Origin of the sequence: Agarivorans sp. OAG1, from assembly GCF_037076485.1 — a bacterium.
GTDB lineage: Bacteria > Pseudomonadota > Gammaproteobacteria > Enterobacterales > Celerinatantimonadaceae > Agarivorans > Agarivorans albus.
This window is the reverse complement of record NZ_AP028990.1, coordinates 1,540,347-1,557,410: the sequence shown is the minus strand read 5'-3', so window position 1 is coordinate 1,557,410 and position 17,064 is coordinate 1,540,347. Positions and strand designations below refer to the sequence as shown.

Annotated in this window: 15 protein-coding genes; 3 read left to right on the top strand and 12 right to left on the bottom strand. The window is 44.1% G+C overall.

Features of this window, described 5'->3' with window-relative positions; translation table 11 throughout:
* The first annotated feature begins 28 nt into the window (after window positions 1–28).
* The gene (locus OAG1_RS07305) at window positions 29–1,195 is read left to right on the top strand and encodes a heparan-alpha-glucosaminide N-acetyltransferase domain-containing protein (protein ID WP_338625290.1); all 1,167 of its coding nucleotides are present in this window, start codon (window positions 29–31) and stop codon (window positions 1,193–1,195) included.
* A 69-nt stretch (window positions 1,196–1,264) separates the two neighbouring features.
* On the opposite strand, the gene OAG1_RS07300 is transcribed toward OAG1_RS07305, so the two are convergent.
* The 3 genes from OAG1_RS07300 to ushA all read right to left on the bottom strand — a co-directional run bounded on the left by OAG1_RS07300 (window position 1,265) and on the right by ushA (window position 4,194).
* Window positions 1,265–1,648: an ester cyclase gene (locus tag OAG1_RS07300; protein WP_152781452.1), complete on the bottom strand. Its 384-nt coding sequence runs from the start codon at window positions 1,646–1,648 to the stop codon at window positions 1,265–1,267.
* A gap of 57 nt (window positions 1,649–1,705) precedes the next feature.
* Window positions 1,706–2,071: a cupin domain-containing protein gene (locus OAG1_RS07295; protein ID WP_338625286.1), complete on the bottom strand. Its 366-nt coding sequence runs from the start codon at window positions 2,069–2,071 to the stop codon at window positions 1,706–1,708.
* Between the two features lie 464 nt (window positions 2,072–2,535).
* A complete protein-coding gene (ushA, locus tag OAG1_RS07290) occupies window positions 2,536–4,194 on the bottom strand; it encodes a bifunctional UDP-sugar hydrolase/5'-nucleotidase UshA (protein ID WP_338625284.1) in 1,659 nt (552 codons plus the stop codon).
* A 227-nt stretch (window positions 4,195–4,421) separates the two neighbouring features.
* Between ushA and hutW the strand changes: the two genes are divergently transcribed.
* Window positions 4,422–5,786: a heme anaerobic degradation radical SAM methyltransferase ChuW/HutW gene (gene hutW / locus OAG1_RS07285; RefSeq protein ID WP_338625281.1), complete on the top strand. Its 1,365-nt coding sequence runs from the start codon at window positions 4,422–4,424 to the stop codon at window positions 5,784–5,786.
* Window positions 5,787–5,864: 78 nt separating this feature from the next.
* The gene (locus tag OAG1_RS07280; protein WP_338625279.1) at window positions 5,865–6,935 is read left to right on the top strand and encodes an acyltransferase; all 1,071 of its coding nucleotides are present in this window, start codon (window positions 5,865–5,867) and stop codon (window positions 6,933–6,935) included.
* Here the strand turns inward: OAG1_RS07280 and OAG1_RS07275 are convergent.
* The 9 genes from OAG1_RS07275 to OAG1_RS07235 form a co-directional block, all read right to left on the bottom strand.
* Window positions 6,932–8,341 carry an O-antigen ligase family protein gene (locus OAG1_RS07275; protein ID WP_338625277.1) on the bottom strand — a complete coding sequence of 470 codons (1,410 nt, stop codon included), beginning with the start codon at window positions 8,339–8,341 and terminating at the stop codon, window positions 6,932–6,934. The two genes, OAG1_RS07280 and OAG1_RS07275, sit on opposite strands and share 4 nt — an antisense overlap.
* Window positions 8,342–8,406: 65 nt before the next feature.
* Window positions 8,407–9,129 (bottom strand): CpsB/CapC family capsule biosynthesis tyrosine phosphatase, encoded by a 723-nt coding sequence (locus OAG1_RS07270; RefSeq protein ID WP_152781464.1) that lies wholly within the window; start codon window positions 9,127–9,129, stop codon window positions 8,407–8,409.
* The gene (locus OAG1_RS07265) at window positions 9,119–9,550 is read right to left on the bottom strand and encodes a VanZ family protein (protein ID WP_338625272.1); all 432 of its coding nucleotides are present in this window, start codon (window positions 9,548–9,550) and stop codon (window positions 9,119–9,121) included. The genes OAG1_RS07270 and OAG1_RS07265 overlap by 11 nt, the downstream gene beginning before the upstream one ends.
* A complete protein-coding gene (locus tag OAG1_RS07260) occupies window positions 9,528–10,235 on the bottom strand; it encodes a hypothetical protein (protein ID WP_338625270.1) in 708 nt (235 codons plus the stop codon). Before OAG1_RS07260 ends, OAG1_RS07265 begins: the two co-directional genes overlap by 23 nt.
* 32 nt (window positions 10,236–10,267) lie before the next feature.
* A complete protein-coding gene (locus OAG1_RS07255; RefSeq protein ID WP_338625268.1) occupies window positions 10,268–11,335 on the bottom strand; it encodes a glycosyltransferase family 4 protein in 1,068 nt (355 codons plus the stop codon).
* Window positions 11,332–12,546 (bottom strand): polysaccharide pyruvyl transferase family protein, encoded by a 1,215-nt coding sequence (locus OAG1_RS07250; protein ID WP_338625266.1) that lies wholly within the window; start codon window positions 12,544–12,546, stop codon window positions 11,332–11,334. Before OAG1_RS07250 ends, OAG1_RS07255 begins: the two co-directional genes overlap by 4 nt.
* Window positions 12,539–13,597 carry a hypothetical protein gene (locus OAG1_RS07245; RefSeq protein WP_016402153.1) on the bottom strand — a complete coding sequence of 353 codons (1,059 nt, stop codon included), beginning with the start codon at window positions 13,595–13,597 and terminating at the stop codon, window positions 12,539–12,541. Before OAG1_RS07245 ends, OAG1_RS07250 begins: the two co-directional genes overlap by 8 nt.
* A complete protein-coding gene (locus OAG1_RS07240) occupies window positions 13,584–14,819 on the bottom strand; it encodes a hypothetical protein (protein ID WP_338625263.1) in 1,236 nt (411 codons plus the stop codon). The genes OAG1_RS07245 and OAG1_RS07240 overlap by 14 nt, the downstream gene beginning before the upstream one ends.
* Entirely contained in the window at window positions 14,816–17,035 is a 2,220-nt protein-coding gene (locus tag OAG1_RS07235; protein WP_338625261.1) for a polysaccharide biosynthesis tyrosine autokinase, read from the bottom strand. Before OAG1_RS07235 ends, OAG1_RS07240 begins: the two co-directional genes overlap by 4 nt.
* Between the last annotated feature and the right edge of the window lie 29 nt (window positions 17,036–17,064).

Genomic DNA, 17,064 nt, shown 5'->3' with positions numbered 1-17,064 from the left:
GCTGTTTGCTAGTGAACAGAAAAGATAAATGAACAAATCTGAAACATTAAGCCCTAAGCTGACCAAAACAAATAGACTGGCATCTATCGACATACTGCGTGGCTTAGTCATGCTGCTGATGCTGCTCGACCATGTGCGCGAGCGTTTTTACTATCAGCATCGCATTACCGATCCCATCACCATTGAAGATACCGACACAGAGTTGTTTTTTACCCGTATTTTGGCCCATTTTTGCGCTCCCATATTTGTATTTTTAACCGGGGTTTCGGCCTGGCTTTACGCTAATCCAAACAACAAAGCACCACGCTCTGCTGCAGAATTTCTGCTAAAGCGTGGGTTATTTTTGGTGCTACTTGAAGTAACGCTGGTTAACTTCTCTTGGTTTGGCAATTACAACGCACTCTACCTTCAAGTTATTTGGGCGATAGGCATTAGCATGATTGCTTTAGCGCTGTTATCTGCACTTCCGCGATTTTGGATTGCGACACTCGGTTTAACCATTGTTTTTGGACACAATGCCCTAACCGCAATTGAATTTTCTCCTAATGAGTGGGGCTACAGTTTATGGACCATTTTGCATGACCGAGGCCCGCTTTACAGCAGCGATACCTTCAGTGTTTTTGCTTCATACCCAGTATTGCCTTGGATTGGCATTATTTTGCTAGGGTTCGCCTTAGGCCCAATATTCAGTGCTAAGGTCGAATCGAAAAAGCGCAAACAAGTGCTATTTGGCTTTTCTGCCGCTGCGTTATCACTACTTGTTCTGCTACGAGGGTTTAACATTTATGGAGAAACCTTACCTTGGCAAGCAAGTGCCAACGGTATTGAAACCATAATGTCGTTTTTAAACTTCACCAAATACCCACCGTCTTTGCACTTTATTCTGCTTACTGTAGGTATTGCCTTGGCCTTGCTTGCTTTGTTTGATACCTGGCAAAACAAGCTTAGCGATTGCCTCAAAACTTATGGCTCGGCACCGATGTTCTTTTACCTATTGCACTTATACCTGCTACTCATTGGTTATAAGTTGGTTATGTGGACCGTTGGTCCCAATGTAGACGGTTTGTTTGGCTTCGCCGCACTTTGGCAAGTATGGTTATTAACTGCGATATTAGCTGTTGTGTTGTACCTGCCTACTCGCACGTTCTCACGCTATAAGCACAGTAGCAACAAAGCTTGGATAAAGTACTTTTAACTCTTCTGCTCCCATAAACAATAAAGCCGACTTTTAGTCGGCTTTATACCCAATGCAGCTCCTTTTTGATTAAAACATACTATTGCCATTAGCACTGCCTTCTGGCACTTCTTGTATGCTGTCCCAATGCTCTACAATTTTGCCATTCTCATCAAAACGGAAAAAATCCATGGTGACGTATTGATCATTTCCCGGCCAAATTTGGTGAGTATGTAATGCCACCATGTCGCCCTCGGCGATACAGCGTAAGAACTTAATTTGTTTGTTGGGATAGTCGCGCTGCATTTCATCAAAGTAGTCTATAAAGCCTTGCAAGCCATTTTTAACCAAAGGGTTATGCTGAATGTATTCGTCACCAACAAACATCTCTACGGCTTTGGCTGGCTCACCCAAATAAGCCATTTGATAAAATGCCACGGCGTTAGCTTTATTCTGCTTTAACTGGCTGCCCATATTTTCTCCCAAGCAATCAAGTGATGTTATCTCAATAGTAGAACAAACCAGCCAGCATTAGCTTAACGCTTGGCTTGGATAAGACACTTCTAACACCAAACACTCTTGCTCACACTTAAATGGGCCATGCATCTCGCCCGGGGGACGGCTAGCGTAGTGCCCTGCTTCTAACCACAGGTCAAAAGCCGCGTCATACAAACGGCCAGAGATAATGTAGATCTCCTCTGGATAAGTATGCGATTTAGCGCCAAAGGCGTCGGTATTTGCTCCAGCTTTAAAGCGAGTTAAGCGCGTATAATCACCGGTGCTATTATCTATGGCTAGAGTAAGCTGATGTAACTGTCCATCACTGCCCTCTATCTCTTCCCATTGGTTAGCACTGTTTGTAGCTAATACATTCCAGTATTGCGCGGTGGTTTTCATTAGCATCCTTAACATTTAAGTACTTAATGAACATAAACTAAAAGATAGCGAGCTAATACAATTTCGCAATCAACATTTAGTGAATAACAGCCACCAAAACCAAATGTTTGATTGAAGGTTTATCAAGGGTGTAGCTAGGGTCTGTTGATCTTTGCTGATGGTTTTTGCAGCAATTTATTAGCCATTTAGGCAAGGCAGTGATTGAGCAGTTAAGTGGGCTTAATAATCACTCGCTAACGCTGAACAAATGGCTAAGAAATGCTGCCCGAAGGGTTCGGGTAAGCGAACTTTACTCTTTGTTAAGCACTTCTTGCTTAGCCCACTAGGCTTCTAAGTGCTCGCCGCGATTAAAGCCCGCTTATCTCGAACAAAATTTCAACACCAAAGATCAACAGACCTTAACAACTAATCCTCAAATACAGCCAATAAAAAAGCCTCTTTAAGAGGCTTTTTATATCGTGCAACTACTGATAGCTAATCTCACCTTTATCATCATAATCGGCGGCATTAACTGGGCTTTGCTGCTCTAAGTAAGCCTTAAGCACTTCGGCATCTACAAAGCCAGTGTCCACAAAGCCACTATGGTCTGTGATTTTAGGATAACCATCACCGCCAGTAGCATTAAAGTTTGGAACAGTGAAACGGTAGATGCTGGCTTCATCTAAAGGTTTGCCTGCAATCACTACATCGCTCACCTCGCCATTAATTACTTTCATGCTAATGCCAGCAAATTGCGCGTAAGCACCGGTATCCACAGGCATAGCCGCAACTACCGATAAGTACTCCATCACTTCTGCACCATTCATATCAACATAGGTAATAGTGTTAGAAAAAGGCTGTACGGTAAGCACGTCTTTATAGCTGATATCACCTGCCTCAATCGAGGCTCGAACACCGCCAGAGTTCATTACTGCAAAATCAGCATTTACGCGTTCTTTATGGGCAGACGCAATTAATCGGCCTAAATTGGTTTGGCCAAAGCGTACTTTATCACGGTCACCCACTAAGCGGCCGCTTAGTTCAGCAATCTTAACATTAAGCTGCGCTTGGCCTTGTTCTTGGTAAGGAGTTAACAAAGCCAGTACTTCGGGGTTGTGGGCAATTTCCTCTTGCACAAACACCCGCTGTTTTTTGCCGTCGACTTTGATTTTTTTCTTTAAGTTAACTGGGATGAGTTTGTAGCTGTCTAAGGTAAATTCGCCGTTTTTAAACGTGTAATCGGCGCGCCCTACATATTTACCCCATTCATAGGCTTGGACGATCCAAGTGCCATTTTGTTGATCGGGTTTACATTCATCACCCGGCTTAAAAGTTTGGGTGTACATGTTAGGGCCTTCCATGCACACTGGCTCTTGCGAGTGGCCACCTACAATTAAATCTAATTCACCTTCGTTAAGTGAGCGCGCTAAACTTACATCTCCTGGCGCATTAACGCCATGTTTAGCATTGGCATAGTGGCCCATATGAGTAACCGCAAACACTAAGTCGGGTTGGTGTTGCTGGTTAATCTCGGCAATCACTTTTTTAGCTTCTACTTTAGGATCTTCAAAGGCTAAATCCGCAACAGTGTCTGGCAGTACCAATTTATAGGTGTCTTCGGTAGTGAAACCTATCACCGCCACTTTCACGCCTTGCAAGTCAAACATTTGATAGGCTTGAAACTTACGTTCTCCAGTGGATTTTGAATAAATGTTGGCGGATAAGAAAGGAAAATTGGCCCACTGTTGCTGCTTGGCTAATACCTCTAGGCTGTTATCAAACTCGTGATTACCTATCGCCATGGCATCATATCCCAGCATATTCATGCCTTTGAAGTCTGGTTCGGCGTCTAATAAGTCAGACTCAGGCACGCCGGTGTTAATGTCACCTCCGGATAACAACAACACACTGCCCCCTTCGGCGGCCACTTCCTCTCGAATACTATCAATTAAGGTCTTACGCGCTGCTAAGCCATACTCACCATATTTGTTGTGCCAAAAGCGGCCATGATGATCGTTAGTATGTAATACGGTGATTTTATAGCTTTGATCGACTTGCCAAGTTTGCTCGGGGCTAGAGCTACAGGCTGCGAGTAAGCCAGCCAACACAGAGGGAATAAATACGCGATAAATGAAAGGCTTCATCTTTCTTCCTTGATTCGATGGTTAGTAGGCTAATCATAGTTCAATAACAATCACTTACAAGCATAACAACCAGCATAAAAATGCCTAATTAGTGGCCTTGTTTTGCATCTTAGCCAAAGGTGTTGATAACAAACATTTAAAAGATGAGAAACGCAAACTTGGCTTAGATCAAACAAACGCAAATGATAATGATTTACATTAAGGTTAAATAGTTATTTGAGTACAGCATGTCTACCATTGATCTCGCACCACCACAGCAACTTCCCGAAGCATTAACCGGCCAAGCAAGCCCTTCTCCATTACAATTTGCCTTCACCAAAAAAACTGGCGCTCATGCAAACCATGGTAAGCGTGAGTCTTTAAATGGCGAGCAAGCACACCAGATGCTAAGCAAGCAATTAAGCCAAAGCAAAGCGAGTCAGTTACCTCGCGCTATTTACATTCACATCCCGTTTTGCCGAGTTCGTTGCACCTTTTGTAACTTCTTCCAATACGCCAGCAATCAACAGATGATAGATGATTATTTTACGCTGTTGGAACAAGAGCTGATTGCTAAATCTCGCTACCCTTGGACACAAGCGAGAAGCTTTGATGCAGTCTATGTAGGTGGTGGAACACCCACTGATTTAAGCCCAGAGCAGCTTAACCAGCTTGGGCAGCTTATTCATCGTTATTTTCCCTTAAGCGACAGTTGTGAAGTAACCCTAGAGGGCAGATTAAATCGCTTTGACGATAACAAGTTTGAGGCCGCACTTGCCGGTGGTTTCAATCGTTTTTCTTTTGGTGTACAAAGCTTCAACTCCAAAGTTCGCCGTGCTGCTAAACGCCTTGATAAGCGAGACTACATTGTAGAGCGTTTAAGCCAATTAACAGCCAGTAATCGCGCAACCATTGCGATAGACCTTATCTATGGCCTCCCCCACCAAACACCAGAGAACTGGCAACAAGACTTACAAGATGTATTAGATACAGGCGTGCATGGTGTAGATTTATATCAACTGCTTACCTTTGGTGGCAGCGGCTTACAACGCAATATTGATGCGGGCCGTGAAGCTGTTCCATTGAGCACCAGCGACAAAGCATTAATGTACCAACAAGGGCATCAGTTCTTCGCCCAAAACGCTTTCCGACAGCTTAGTTATTGCCATTGGGCAAATGGAGAACAAGAGCAGAGCCGCTACAACTCCTTAGCCAAACAGGGAGCCGAAATTTTGCCGATTGGCGCAGGAGCTGGTGGCAACATCAACGGTTACGCCTTAATGCAAACTCGAGATATAGATACTTGGCGCGCAGGCATAACAGACAATAACTGGGCTTTTGAGCAGCTAAGTTTGCCGGCTAACAATGCCCAGCTAAAAGCAGCAATCACTAGTGCTTGTGATCAGGGGCTGATTGATGCAGATAAACTCCCCCATGGAAGAACGCTTTTTGAACATTGCCAACCCTTGTTTAAAGCTTGGCAAACAAATGGTTTAGTCAGTTTAACTGCCCAACAAGCCGCATTAACCATGGCGGGGCAGTTTTGGTCGGTGAATTTAGCCAATGCCATGACCCAGTATTTGCAGATGTACCCTTTATCTAACGGCCAGTAAACTATTAATTTGTTAGTAGCTTGTTATTAACCATTTAAGCTGCCAAGCTGTTTGTTCTAACATTTTACGAGTAGCAATATGTTTGGCACGGTAAGGACACTGTGGGCGTTAATGGTAGTATTTGGACACTTGTTTTGGCTTAGCGACTTCGGTCGCTTTGCAGTGTTTGGCTTCTACATTCTTAGTGGATATTTGATGACCTATGTAATGCAGCAGCGTTACGGTTATCAAGCTTCAGGCAAGAAGCGATTTGCCCTTAATCGATTTTTACGCCTTTATCCGGGGTATTGGTTTTCTTGCCTGTTAAGTTTGCTTTTGCTGCTGGCCTTTAATCGCTACTTTCCTCTAGCGGGCTTTTCAACCATTGCGATACCGAGCAATGCCGCTAGTTTGTTGGGTAACTTCACCATGGTTTACCCAAGTTGGCTACCCCACTCTATTACGCCACGTTTATCCCCAGCGGCATGGGCACTTACCGTAGAAATATTCTTCTATTGCGCCATTTGCTTGGGCATATCTAAAACATTACAACGCAGCCTTATTTGGTTAGCCTTATCTGTGCTGTATGTTGTTGCTAGCTACATTGGCGACCTATACTGGCATGCCCGTTATTTTTCCATTCCTGCAGGGTCACTGCCATTTTCCATTGGGGCCGTTATCTATTTTGTCGTACAGCAAAATAAAGTGCCGATTAGCTGGCAAGTTATACTAAAAAAACCAGCATTAATACTGCTGGTTATGGTCACTATTTCTGGTTTTACCGCATGGCAAATTAATCAAGGTTTGCACTTAATTACCGCGGAGATACTGTTTTATACAAATATGCTAATTAGTGCGATGCTAGTTTTGAGTTTAGCCTTGGGGCATAGCCTACATAACAAAATATCTGCTGGCTTCGATAAGTTTATTGGCGACTTTTCTTACCCTATTTACCTACTTCATTACCAAGCGAGCATCATCGCAAGTTTGCTGCTGTTAGGCGAAGCAAGTAAATTTAAACAACACTTCAGTTCAGCGGCCTTGCTGCTGGTAGGCCTAATAGTGGTAGTGCTTTCGCTATTAGTTATCAAATGTATCGACCTACCCGTTGAGCGCTTACGCAAGTCAATTCGCGATAAAGCCAGCGGTCAATATAAAGCCGCTAGCTAAACCACTTGATAGCCTTGTTTAGGCATTTTGCTGGCAATTAGAGCGAGGCTTAACACCACCACAAACGTGGCTGCGTTAGCGGGCGCTTGCAAGTTAAAATCAACACTAATGTGTATTAGCATGGCGGTAATGGCCATAAAGCAGCCTAAGGCCGTTCCTTTCATTAAGGGGTCATTACGTTTTCGCAAGGTACGTAAGCAGCGGTAGGCTACCCATAAAACCGCTGCTCCTAAAAGCAAAGTAACAGGCAAGCCTGACTCAATTGCGAACTGTAAATAGTCGTTATGAGTATGGTCGAAAAAAGCACTTATGGGCTGAGGTAAATAGGCTTGAAATACCGAATAAAAGCTGCCGGCACCGCTGCCCCAAACAGGGAAATCTTTGAGCATATTCAGCGCCCAATCAAAGATATAAATACGCCCTTCGTCTACCAATACCGTAGAGCTCAAACGCTCTCTTACCTTACTTAAGCCAAACAGTGAACTCACAATCAACATGTCGATAATAAGAATACTCACCATTAATATGGTAAGGCTTTTGGGTCGCTGCTTATAAAGCAGTAACGCCAATATACCGCCAATAACAGTAGTTGCAAAAAACGCACTATTGCCCATGCGTGAACGCGACATAACCAAGCCAATAACCATAATAATCATGCACATGCGCACCAACATCTTGGGGCTTAGGGCAGCTTCTAGCAAACCAGAGAGACGAGCCTGCCAAGTCTCTGCGCCGGTTAGTTTTAAGTCGGCGACAATCAGTGCTAAGCCCATCATTAAGCTAAGTAACAAGTAATTAGCAAAGTGGTTTTTATAGATGTAAGAGCCTGTCGCCACCGGGCCTATATCGGTACCAAACACAGGGCTTTGCTCAACATTCGTCAATAACAGCATCGCACCATAAAAGGCCTGAAAAGTACCACTTACCACAATGGCAATTAACACTGCACGAATACGTTCTGGGCGGTTCACCAGCAGCAAGGTATTCACTGCCAGCAACATATAGCTCACACCTTTCAATAAGCTAATTTTACTTTGCTCCGGATCTAACGAAAGCGGTGCGAAGCCGTTGACAGCTTCACCAGATAAACTGGCGACGGCGCGCAACTCAGCATTTTGCGGTGCAAGCCAAGCCAGTAAACCGGCAGGTAACGGCACTAACTGCAGCAAAGTAAAAAATTGAAATATTGCCAACGCTGCTAATAACCACCAGCCAGGACGCAGATACTGCCAAGGGATTTTTGCTCTAAAACAGTACACCAAGCCAATACTTTGTAAGGCAATGATCAATTCCATTATTGACCATGCCCAAGGGCGATTACTGCCTAAAGGGATGGGTAACCAAACTAGTAAAAAGATAAAGCTGGCAAAGATTATCGCTTCTAATCTTCCCGTCGATACTCGCATAGTCGGCGCTTCCTTGTCATCTCTGGGCAAAGCCCGGAAAAATCTAGTGATTAAATTGCTGCTTGTTAGTGTTTGCCTAGCATTTGCGCTGGGTTATCCCATAGCAAACGTTTTGCGTGCTGCTCACTGCTTAGTAGGCTTATCTGTTCAAAGGCTTCACGTAAATCGGGGGTACGCTTTTCCAAGTCATGGGCATCACTAGCCACAATATGAATTGAATCTGCCTTAAGTAAACTCTCTGCTATGTTCTGTGCTTGTTGGCGAAAGTGCCCTAAAAAAGAACCAGCAGTCACCTGAAACAAACACCCTAATTTGAGTAATTGAGAGAGCTGGTAAGGATTCTTCCAAATACCATGGTTACGCTCTGGATGAGCAATCATGACTTGAATATTGTTGCTGTGTAGCCAGCGCACTAAACTGGTTGTTCCCTGAGGGACACTGCCATGTGGTAACTCAAGTAACAACAAAGACTTATGTTTATACTCACCAATAAAAGGAAGCAAACCTTTTTGAGCCCACAGCATCACCTCTGGGCATAAATGCACCTCAGCTGCACTGCGAAGCTCGATGTCTAGTTCGCGCTGAGTGATAGCATGTTTAAGCGTGTTATAAGCAGCTTCAATGGTGGCTGGATTATTGTTGTAAATTCCTGGGTGCATGTGTGGCGTAGCCACCATCACTTTGGTTCCGCTGGCTATTGCCATCTCTACCATTGCAATGGCTTGCTTTAGATTCTGTGCGCCATCATCAATCCCCGGCAATATATGACAATGCAAATCAATGAACATTTTCTTCTCCTGCTACTTGCCATACATGTGGTCGCCGCAAGCGCCAAACTAGAGCGCCAGCGCAAATTAACCCTGCATAATTAAAGCCCAAGTCGCCCCAGGAAAACTGTCGATGAGCAGAAAACAACTGCAGCCCTTCATCAACCGCAAACACTAAGCACAACATTACAAATACCAATGGCAACTTAACTAGCTTTAAGCGGTACAACTTGTCACTTACTGCCATCATTACCAAGGTGCTAACAATAAATGCAGCACTAAAGTGCACCACGCTATCACCACCTAACAAAATTTCTAACTCAACAAAAAATACACGATTGTTGCCTAGGCTCTTTAAGCTACTCGCAAGCAGAAGCAACAGCGCAACGATGCAGCAAGCAATACGCCAATATCGCTGTTTAGGTATTGGCACAAGCGACATAATCTATCCCTGCTAACAAATACAAAGCACAGGCGCGTTGTTTAAATTGCGGTTGCTTCATTGCTTGGCTTAAGCCTTTATGCATAAAGGTGTGCTGTTCAATTTTTAGTAAGGCTTTAGCCACCGTTGTACGCTGCTCAATACTTAGCTCGGGCCACAAGCTTAAACCAATCTCTACATAGGCAAATAAAGTAACGGGGGCGTTCTCGCCCACCTTTGCGGCCAACTCCAAATACGCCATCGCCTCTTGGCTACTGGCTTGGCGATAAAGGGCGTTTTTAGCTAAATCAACATAGGTGTTTGGCCAAGTTGGCCTAAGTTCAGCGGAACGTAAATAGAACTGCTGAGCTTTAAGCAAGTTCTGCTTTTTTAACAGGGACTTATTCGCAGTATCGGGGCTAATAACTAAGCTGTAAAAGTTACTCCACTCTACTTGTTTGGCAGCCAATACCTGATAATGAGGGTGATTGGCCTGCCAAGCGAGCATGTCACGAGTGACGTGTTCGGCTACCTCTAAATTAGTTTGTGTGAGTTGCTGATTAAGATCTTTCTGCCAACGTTGATGCCAAGCGCCAACCGCATAGCTGTTTGCATTGGCTAATCCATATTGCACTGCAACAACGGCCACCCATAGAGCGGTGCCTAATAGCCCAAATAAAAACAACTTATGCTTAACTTGGCTCATCAATGATGCCCTCCCGCACATTTATACATAGGCTAATCGGCCGCTGCATATAGATCGGTTAATTGGGTATTTAAACGTTTAGCCTCGAAGCGGCTTACAAATACTTCACGACACTGCTGAGACATCTCGCTAAGCGTTGTTCTATCGAGTTGGCCAATAACTTTGGCAAGTGCATTGCTGTTACTGTTTTCAAACACATATCCGGTGCTTCCCTCTGCAACTAGACTTGGCAAAGCACCAGCATCACTCACGACAACCGGCAAACCTTGGCGGAACGCTTCTATCACCACCAAACCAAAACCTTCCCAGCGCGAAGGCACAACTAGCGCATCAACACTGGCATACAGCTCACGAAGTTGCTCTTGGCTACACCAACCATGTTGAATCACTCGACAATCGGAAACATTAAGCTGTTGTTTCGACACAACACTCGCGCCAGCAATGTGCAACTCTACTTCGCTATCTACTTGGCGAATGGCTTCGATTAGCAAATCTACGCCTTTTTGTTTGTCTAAACGCCCTACAAACAATAGCTTTAACATGCCTTGGTTTTCGCTTCGCTGTATGTCTTGCTCCAAATCATCTAAAGCATTCTCAAACACCACCATTTTATGCTCAGGAATCTTTTGCTGGCGGGCACTTTCAAAATCATGATGAGAAATATTAATCACCGAGCTGACTCGGTAAGCCAATACCTTTTCGATTTGTGAGAACACCTTCGCTTTAATGCCGCTGTAACCATCAAAGCACCAGCCATGGGAACAATACACCACCTTCCGCTGACTACGCTTAGTTATTAAACCTGGTATGCGACAAACCACACCCGCAAAAGTACTGTGGATATGAATCACGTCGGGGTCAAAATCGATAACAGCTTGCTTAAACAACTTAGCTAAACTTGCACACGAACCTAGGCTGCGGCTTGGCCGATCAAAGCAGCGATAATAGGCCTTTAAGGGCGCGTCTTCCGCTACGTGTTGCTGCGGTGCTAGCACCAAAATATTGTCGGTGCCGTAGCACTCTGCTTGGTAAGGGATAATAGTGTTTAAGTAAGTTTCTACGCCGCCTACCAAGGTTTCGGTTACATGTAATATCTTCATGATAACTGGCTCTCCGCTTGATACTGCTCTAAGCGTTGCAGCATATCTCTAAACTCTACATCCCAAGCATTTACTACCTTGTGACGAGCTTGAATAACTTGTTGCTGCAGCTCGGGCATATCGGCTAATTGAATAGTTTCGCTGTGTTGTTGCATGCCTTCGCGGCTAAAATCAAACAACATTGAAGCAGGTAGCTTGACCGCTTCAACAAAGGCGCTCACTTTGCTGTCCCAGCTCATTACGGTAAACGGTACCGAAAAAGAAAAAGCACTAATTGCCGAGTGAAGCCTAGTAGCAAATACACATTGCGCCTGGCTAACTACTTTAACCAAATCATCGACTTGCTCTACGCTTACCACCTTTGCATCGGGCAAGCTACTGGCAATGTCTTGCATATATTGCTGGTCTTCTTGGGCACCATTGGTATACAGCACTGGTAACAAACCAGCAGCCTTAACCTTAGCCACACACTGGCTGATCCATTGCTGGTAGTCTTGCTCGTTAAAACTCACATCATTGTCAGAATTAACCATTAATACCACCGGATTCACAATGTTAATGGCGGCATATGCTTGTTTACTAAGTTCAGTGTGTGGCGCTTCACTGTAACTAAGGTTCAGATTCACAGCGGGGTCTATGCTCACCACCACCTTGTCGGCAATCTGCGCGCCAAACAAGTAAGCGATATTGTCTTTACTGGCAGCATCGCGTACCGAAATATACAAACACTGCTTAGCCGCAAACAATCGCTTGAACAGCCAACGCCCTGGACCAGACATCCGCTTAGCCACCCCAACATACACTACCGCGTAGTCGGTATTAGCGAAGTAGCAAAACAGTGATAGAAAATAAAGCTTAAGCGGGAAGTTAAGATAAACATCGCTAATGAGGTTACCGCCGCCCATCAACACCACATCAGCGGCCTTCACTTTACTCATCCAATTACGGTAGTTCTTAACAGCCACCAGCATACTATTGAGAGGGATAAATAGCTGGCGTACCCATTCAAAACGGCTCTTCAAGATCTTGTCTTTAATTGCATTTTGCTGAGCACTACGCTCAAAGTTATGCCTTCCGGCAATATCTAAGGCCTCACTGGAGATATCATAATTTTCTAGCTTCCATGCCAGCGAATTATGAATTAATGCATCACCAAAATTATCACTATAAGGAACTGCAGCAATAAGGTAATGGGTGTCCTTTTTAGTCATCTAAGACTCCTTGTCGAGAACTACCAAAAATAAGTGAATAAGCGGGGAGTAAATAAATAGCTGCCGATAAAATATGCCTAAAGTAACTTCCCTGATCGGGCTCAAATAGCAGCAGTACAAACATATGAGAGCAAAACAAGGTAAGTAACAAGTCTCCCTGTTTACGCTTAATCATTTTTCCGCAAATCATCAACACGCCCACGCTAAACAACAGCAGTAACAGTTGATTAAGCCCTTGGGCAAAAATCAGCGGCAAGCTCAGCTGCAACAAGGCCCAGCCAAAATTAATAATAAAGGGCAAGCCACGTGCTACATCCACTAAATTGTCGAAAGCAGTTACGTTAAAACTACCCTCTAATTTGGCGTAGTTATTGGAAATATCTCGCTGGCCTTGAGACATTTGATAAAAGGCATCAGGTAACAAAAAGGCTAAGCAAACAAAAAAGGCAAGAAAATACCAAGCAGGTTTAAAGCTTGCGAGCTTAAATGCTGTTCGATTAAGGCTATTGCGCATAGGAAAGCCTTTATCACTAAAATACTGCATGACATAGCCAGCGAGAAATACCCCTAGAATAAGAAAATAGTAGGAACGAACCTGCAGCGCGTAACTCACGTAAAGTACCACAACGCTAAAAATAAAGGCTTTACGGCTAAAATAAGTGGAGTAAAACACCAGCAGACAAAGCGCCATTACTATGGTTTCTTTGGCTGGCCAAATAACATTGAGCAGCATACTAGGCAGGGTAAATAAGCTCACTACCAGTAAATCTTTAAGTGTTACTACATACTTTGAAATAACCAGAAGCCACAAAAAACCAATGGTAGCTGTGCTCAGCACTGCGCTTTCACGTCCTAAAAAATAGAGTAATTCACGGGTAGCTAGGAAGGAGCCGTCTAGTTCAAAAAATACAAAGCGCCCTTCTATCTTCATTGCATCGTAGCCCCATTTCCAGGGCAAAAAGTCTTTACCAACGGTCATCAGCAATAACAGCATCAGCGACCAAAACAGTAGGTAGCAAACACCGAGTTTAGTGCGTTTAAACTCGACCATAGTGTCCACCTAAAGACTGACTATCGGCATAAATTAGAGAGACTAGCCAAGTAACTAGGTAACACGCTGCTAAACCAAGAGCGCCAGTTGATAAAGACAAAGCAAGGCCGGAGCAAAGCACACATACCAACACTGTTAGCACACAGTTGGTATATACCTGCTTGTCTGCCGAGAATTTCACGAAGATGTGGTAAACCGGACCAAAATACAAACGAACACAGGCGGCTAAAGCAAACAGTGACCAAATTACCAAGGTGTTGGAATCTAAATCTGCAACAACATACACCCCAATAACGGCCAGTGAAGAAACAATCAAGCCAGCCACGCTTAAGGGCACGCCGTCTTTACGGACTTTGAGATAGCTTTGTTTGATATCGTTTGAGGCTAAAATCTCCGGTACTTGCACGCTGTTGCGAATCGCCAAGATAAATACAAACAACTGGAAGATCCGCCCCCCCCATGCAATAACGCCGGTATCGTATTCGCTAAGGGTATAACCACTAATTAAGATGATGCCCCAAAACAATACGTATTCACTCAAAGTAAAAGCTAAAAACTTAGAGTCTTGCTTTAAACTTTGGCTAAGTTTTATGCCTTCGCTTTCATCTGATAGCTTAAAACCCTGCAGCAGCTTTTTATTACCAAACAGGCTAAATAAACAAAAGTAAGCAAGTAAACATGCGCTTAAAACCACAAATACATCATTAGTGTTGCCCGACAAGGCCAGCAACAAGAAAATCAGCGAGCTGAAGACAAAAAACACACCCGCTTCAAATAAATAAGATCGGTAAAACTCTTTGATCACTCGGTGAGATAGAGACACCATTTGAATAATCGCAAAGCCAACAATATACAAAAAACAAAATACGATTATCTCGATGCGACTAAAGCTTAAGGGCACTACCACAATGGCTAGGCTTAAACTTAAAATAAGTGACAAGCGACACTTTTCAAACAATACGCGCGCCGCTTTATCAGTTTCGCCTTGGCTTGATAAGTCGAAATAACGGCCAAAAAATGAATACTCAGATCCGTAACGGCCAATCACCAAAATTAAGTTGGCAATTGAAATAGCAAAGGATACCTGACCAAAACTGTCCATGCCATAAAGCCAAGTGATTACCGACGAAAACAAAATTAAACCGGTCGCACTAAAAGCTCGCAGCAAAGTAATGCTGCCAAAGCGCTTAACTAAAGACTCTATGCGCTTTAGCCCACTCATGCGCTTACTCCGTATTCACGGTAGTAACCATAACGTGTTTCGTTTTTGGCGTTTACTCGGTTCAAGATAACCCCATCAACCACTACTTTGTGATTGATCATCTGCTGCAAGGTATGTTCAATTTGATTCACCTTGGTGCGCCCAGCATTTACCACCACAATGCTTGATTTGGTGATTTGACCAATAATCAAGGCATCACTTACCGCCGCAATTGGCGGAGTATCGATAATAATTTTGTCGTAATGCTCGCTGAGCTCTTCGATAAGTGCTTTAAATTTTGACCCCGCCAATAGCTCTTGAGGGTTAGCGGTTTGCATTCCCGCGGGCAATAAATCAAGGCCGGAGCGCTCGTGATGAACCACACAATCATCTAACTCTGCATCCATCACTAACAAGTTACTTAAGCCTGGGTGAGCACGGTTAAGATTAAAGCGTTCACCCATCGAGGGTTTACGTAAATCACCATCAATCAACAGGGTTTTTTCCATACCAGCCATCGCGATAGCTAAGTTTAAGGCAGTAGTGGTTTTACCTTCATTAGGTACCGAAGAGGTCACCGACAAAAGCTTACGCTGTTGGCTCATCATGTTCAGCATTACTGAGGTACGAATACTGCGTACCGCTTCACTAAAGTTGAGCTGTTTCTCATCAAAAAACTGCTCTAGCGGTAAATTATCTTTATTAAAGCGAGAGCGTTTAACCAAAGGAATAACCCCAAGCGGAGTAAGACGAAGCTTGTCTTCAATGCCGCTGGCGCTTTCAATGGTGTTGTTAAGTGATTGACTAAGCAGCGCCAGCACTATGGCAACAGCCAAACCAAAAGCCGCAGCCAGCACTATGATGATGCCTTTCTTTGGTTTAGCGGGAAATAATGGCGTAACAGCCCTGTCGGCAAAGCGCGCTACTGCAGCTTGAAAGTCACTAGTGGCATTGGTTTCTTTTTGGCGAGTAACAAACAAATCATAGAGGTTTTGGTTACTGTCAACTTCACGTTTCAAGGCATCGTAAGTTGCCCGCTTAAGGGCAATATCTTGAAACTCGGCCTTTTTGTTTTCCATCTCGGTGCGGATCGCATTTTCTTGAGCACGAGCACTACGCAACTCCTTTTCAACACCGGAAGCGAGCACTCTAAGCAGCACTTCAGAGCGTTCTTTCACCGAAGCCAACTGAGCTTGAGCACGGATCATCTTGTCGTGTTTAGGGCCATAGCGTTTGCTAAGCTCAGAAACCAATCGCTCTGCTTCAATTTGTGCCAAACGCACATCACGTAACTGTGGATGGTTAGAGATTGCCGTTACCGAAGAGAGCTCTGAGATAGCGGTATTTTTATTATCTTGCAGTAAGTAGTAAATAGACTCCGAAGCGGTGCGGCGATCTTGTGCATCGGCTAAACGGCGGCTTAAGTTGCCCAGCTCTGAGCTAGCTAAACTGTCAATACCGCTTACATCTACTAGCTGCTCACGCTGCAAAAAGTCACTCAAACGGCTCTGTGATTCTATCACCGCTGCTTGTAATACGCCTATCCGGTCAGCCAACCAGTTGGTGGCTTCTTGATTAGCAATAATGCGACTTTCACGGTTAGAGTTGATGTAAGTTTCCCCTACCGCGTTGGCAATTTTGGCGGCTAGTTTAGGATCCCTAGAGTCAAAACTAATATTTACTAACTGGGTCTTTTTAACCGGATTAATGTGTAGATTGCGCTGGAAGGTTTTCATTACCTTTTGGCGCGCAATTTCTTGCTGCTGCTCTAAATCTGGAAGTTCTTCTTCAGGCATAAAGCTTTGTATAAGAGGCACCGAGCGCAACAAACTTTTAAGGCCAGCGGCATTAAAGCCCTTACCATCGTTTGCGCCGTTAAACTCAGGGTTGTCATAGAGCTGAAATTCGTCAATCACTCGTTGAGCAATGCTTCGCGATTTAAGTAATTCGAACTGCGTGAGGTAATACTCCTGCTTAGAGGTGTCAATGCCAATCACATCATCAATCGACACCGCTTTACGCTGCTCAGCTTCAATCAGTAATACTGCGGTTGCCTGATAGGTTGGCTTAATCGCAAAAACCAACAATATGGCCAGCAAAACACTGATAAATGTAAAACCCAAAATCATCAGCCATCGCGACTTCAAAATCGACAAATATTGCATGATGTTAATGAACTCATCATCTGCATTATTGCCGTTGCGCATTAGAGCTGCATTATTCACTGTTGTTGTCATTAACTAAACACTTCCCTGTTAGCAAACTT

Excerpts from the sequence above, each read along its gene's own strand:
- ushA (WP_338625284.1), bottom strand. The coding sequence starts at position 4,194 with ATGAAGCCTTTCATTTATCGCGTATTTATTCCCTCTGTGTTGGCTGGC.
- OAG1_RS07300 (WP_152781452.1), bottom strand. The coding sequence starts at position 1,648 with ATGGGCAGCCAGTTAAAGCAGAATAAAGCTAACGCCGTGGCATTTTAT.
- OAG1_RS07240 (WP_338625263.1), bottom strand. The coding sequence starts at position 14,819 with ATGAGTGGGCTAAAGCGCATAGAGTCTTTAGTTAAGCGCTTTGGCAGC.
- OAG1_RS07270 (WP_152781464.1), bottom strand. The coding sequence starts at position 9,129 with ATGTTCATTGATTTGCATTGTCATATATTGCCGGGGATTGATGATGGC.
- OAG1_RS07305 (WP_338625290.1), top strand. The coding sequence starts at position 29 with ATGAACAAATCTGAAACATTAAGCCCTAAGCTGACCAAAACAAATAGA.
- OAG1_RS07265 (WP_338625272.1), bottom strand. The coding sequence starts at position 9,550 with ATGTCGCTTGTGCCAATACCTAAACAGCGATATTGGCGTATTGCTTGC.
- hutW (WP_338625281.1), top strand. The coding sequence starts at position 4,422 with ATGTCTACCATTGATCTCGCACCACCACAGCAACTTCCCGAAGCATTA.
- OAG1_RS07255 (WP_338625268.1), bottom strand. The coding sequence starts at position 11,335 with ATGAAGATATTACATGTAACCGAAACCTTGGTAGGCGGCGTAGAAACT.
- OAG1_RS07295 (WP_338625286.1), bottom strand. The coding sequence starts at position 2,071 with ATGAAAACCACCGCGCAATACTGGAATGTATTAGCTACAAACAGTGCT.
- OAG1_RS07280 (WP_338625279.1), top strand. The coding sequence starts at position 5,865 with ATGTTTGGCACGGTAAGGACACTGTGGGCGTTAATGGTAGTATTTGGA.
- OAG1_RS07235 (WP_338625261.1), bottom strand. The coding sequence starts at position 17,035 with ATGACAACAACAGTGAATAATGCAGCTCTAATGCGCAACGGCAATAAT.
- OAG1_RS07275 (WP_338625277.1), bottom strand. The coding sequence starts at position 8,341 with ATGCGAGTATCGACGGGAAGATTAGAAGCGATAATCTTTGCCAGCTTT.
- OAG1_RS07250 (WP_338625266.1), bottom strand. The coding sequence starts at position 12,546 with ATGACTAAAAAGGACACCCATTACCTTATTGCTGCAGTTCCTTATAGT.
- OAG1_RS07260 (WP_338625270.1), bottom strand. The coding sequence starts at position 10,235 with ATGAGCCAAGTTAAGCATAAGTTGTTTTTATTTGGGCTATTAGGCACC.
- OAG1_RS07245 (WP_016402153.1), bottom strand. The coding sequence starts at position 13,597 with ATGGTCGAGTTTAAACGCACTAAACTCGGTGTTTGCTACCTACTGTTT.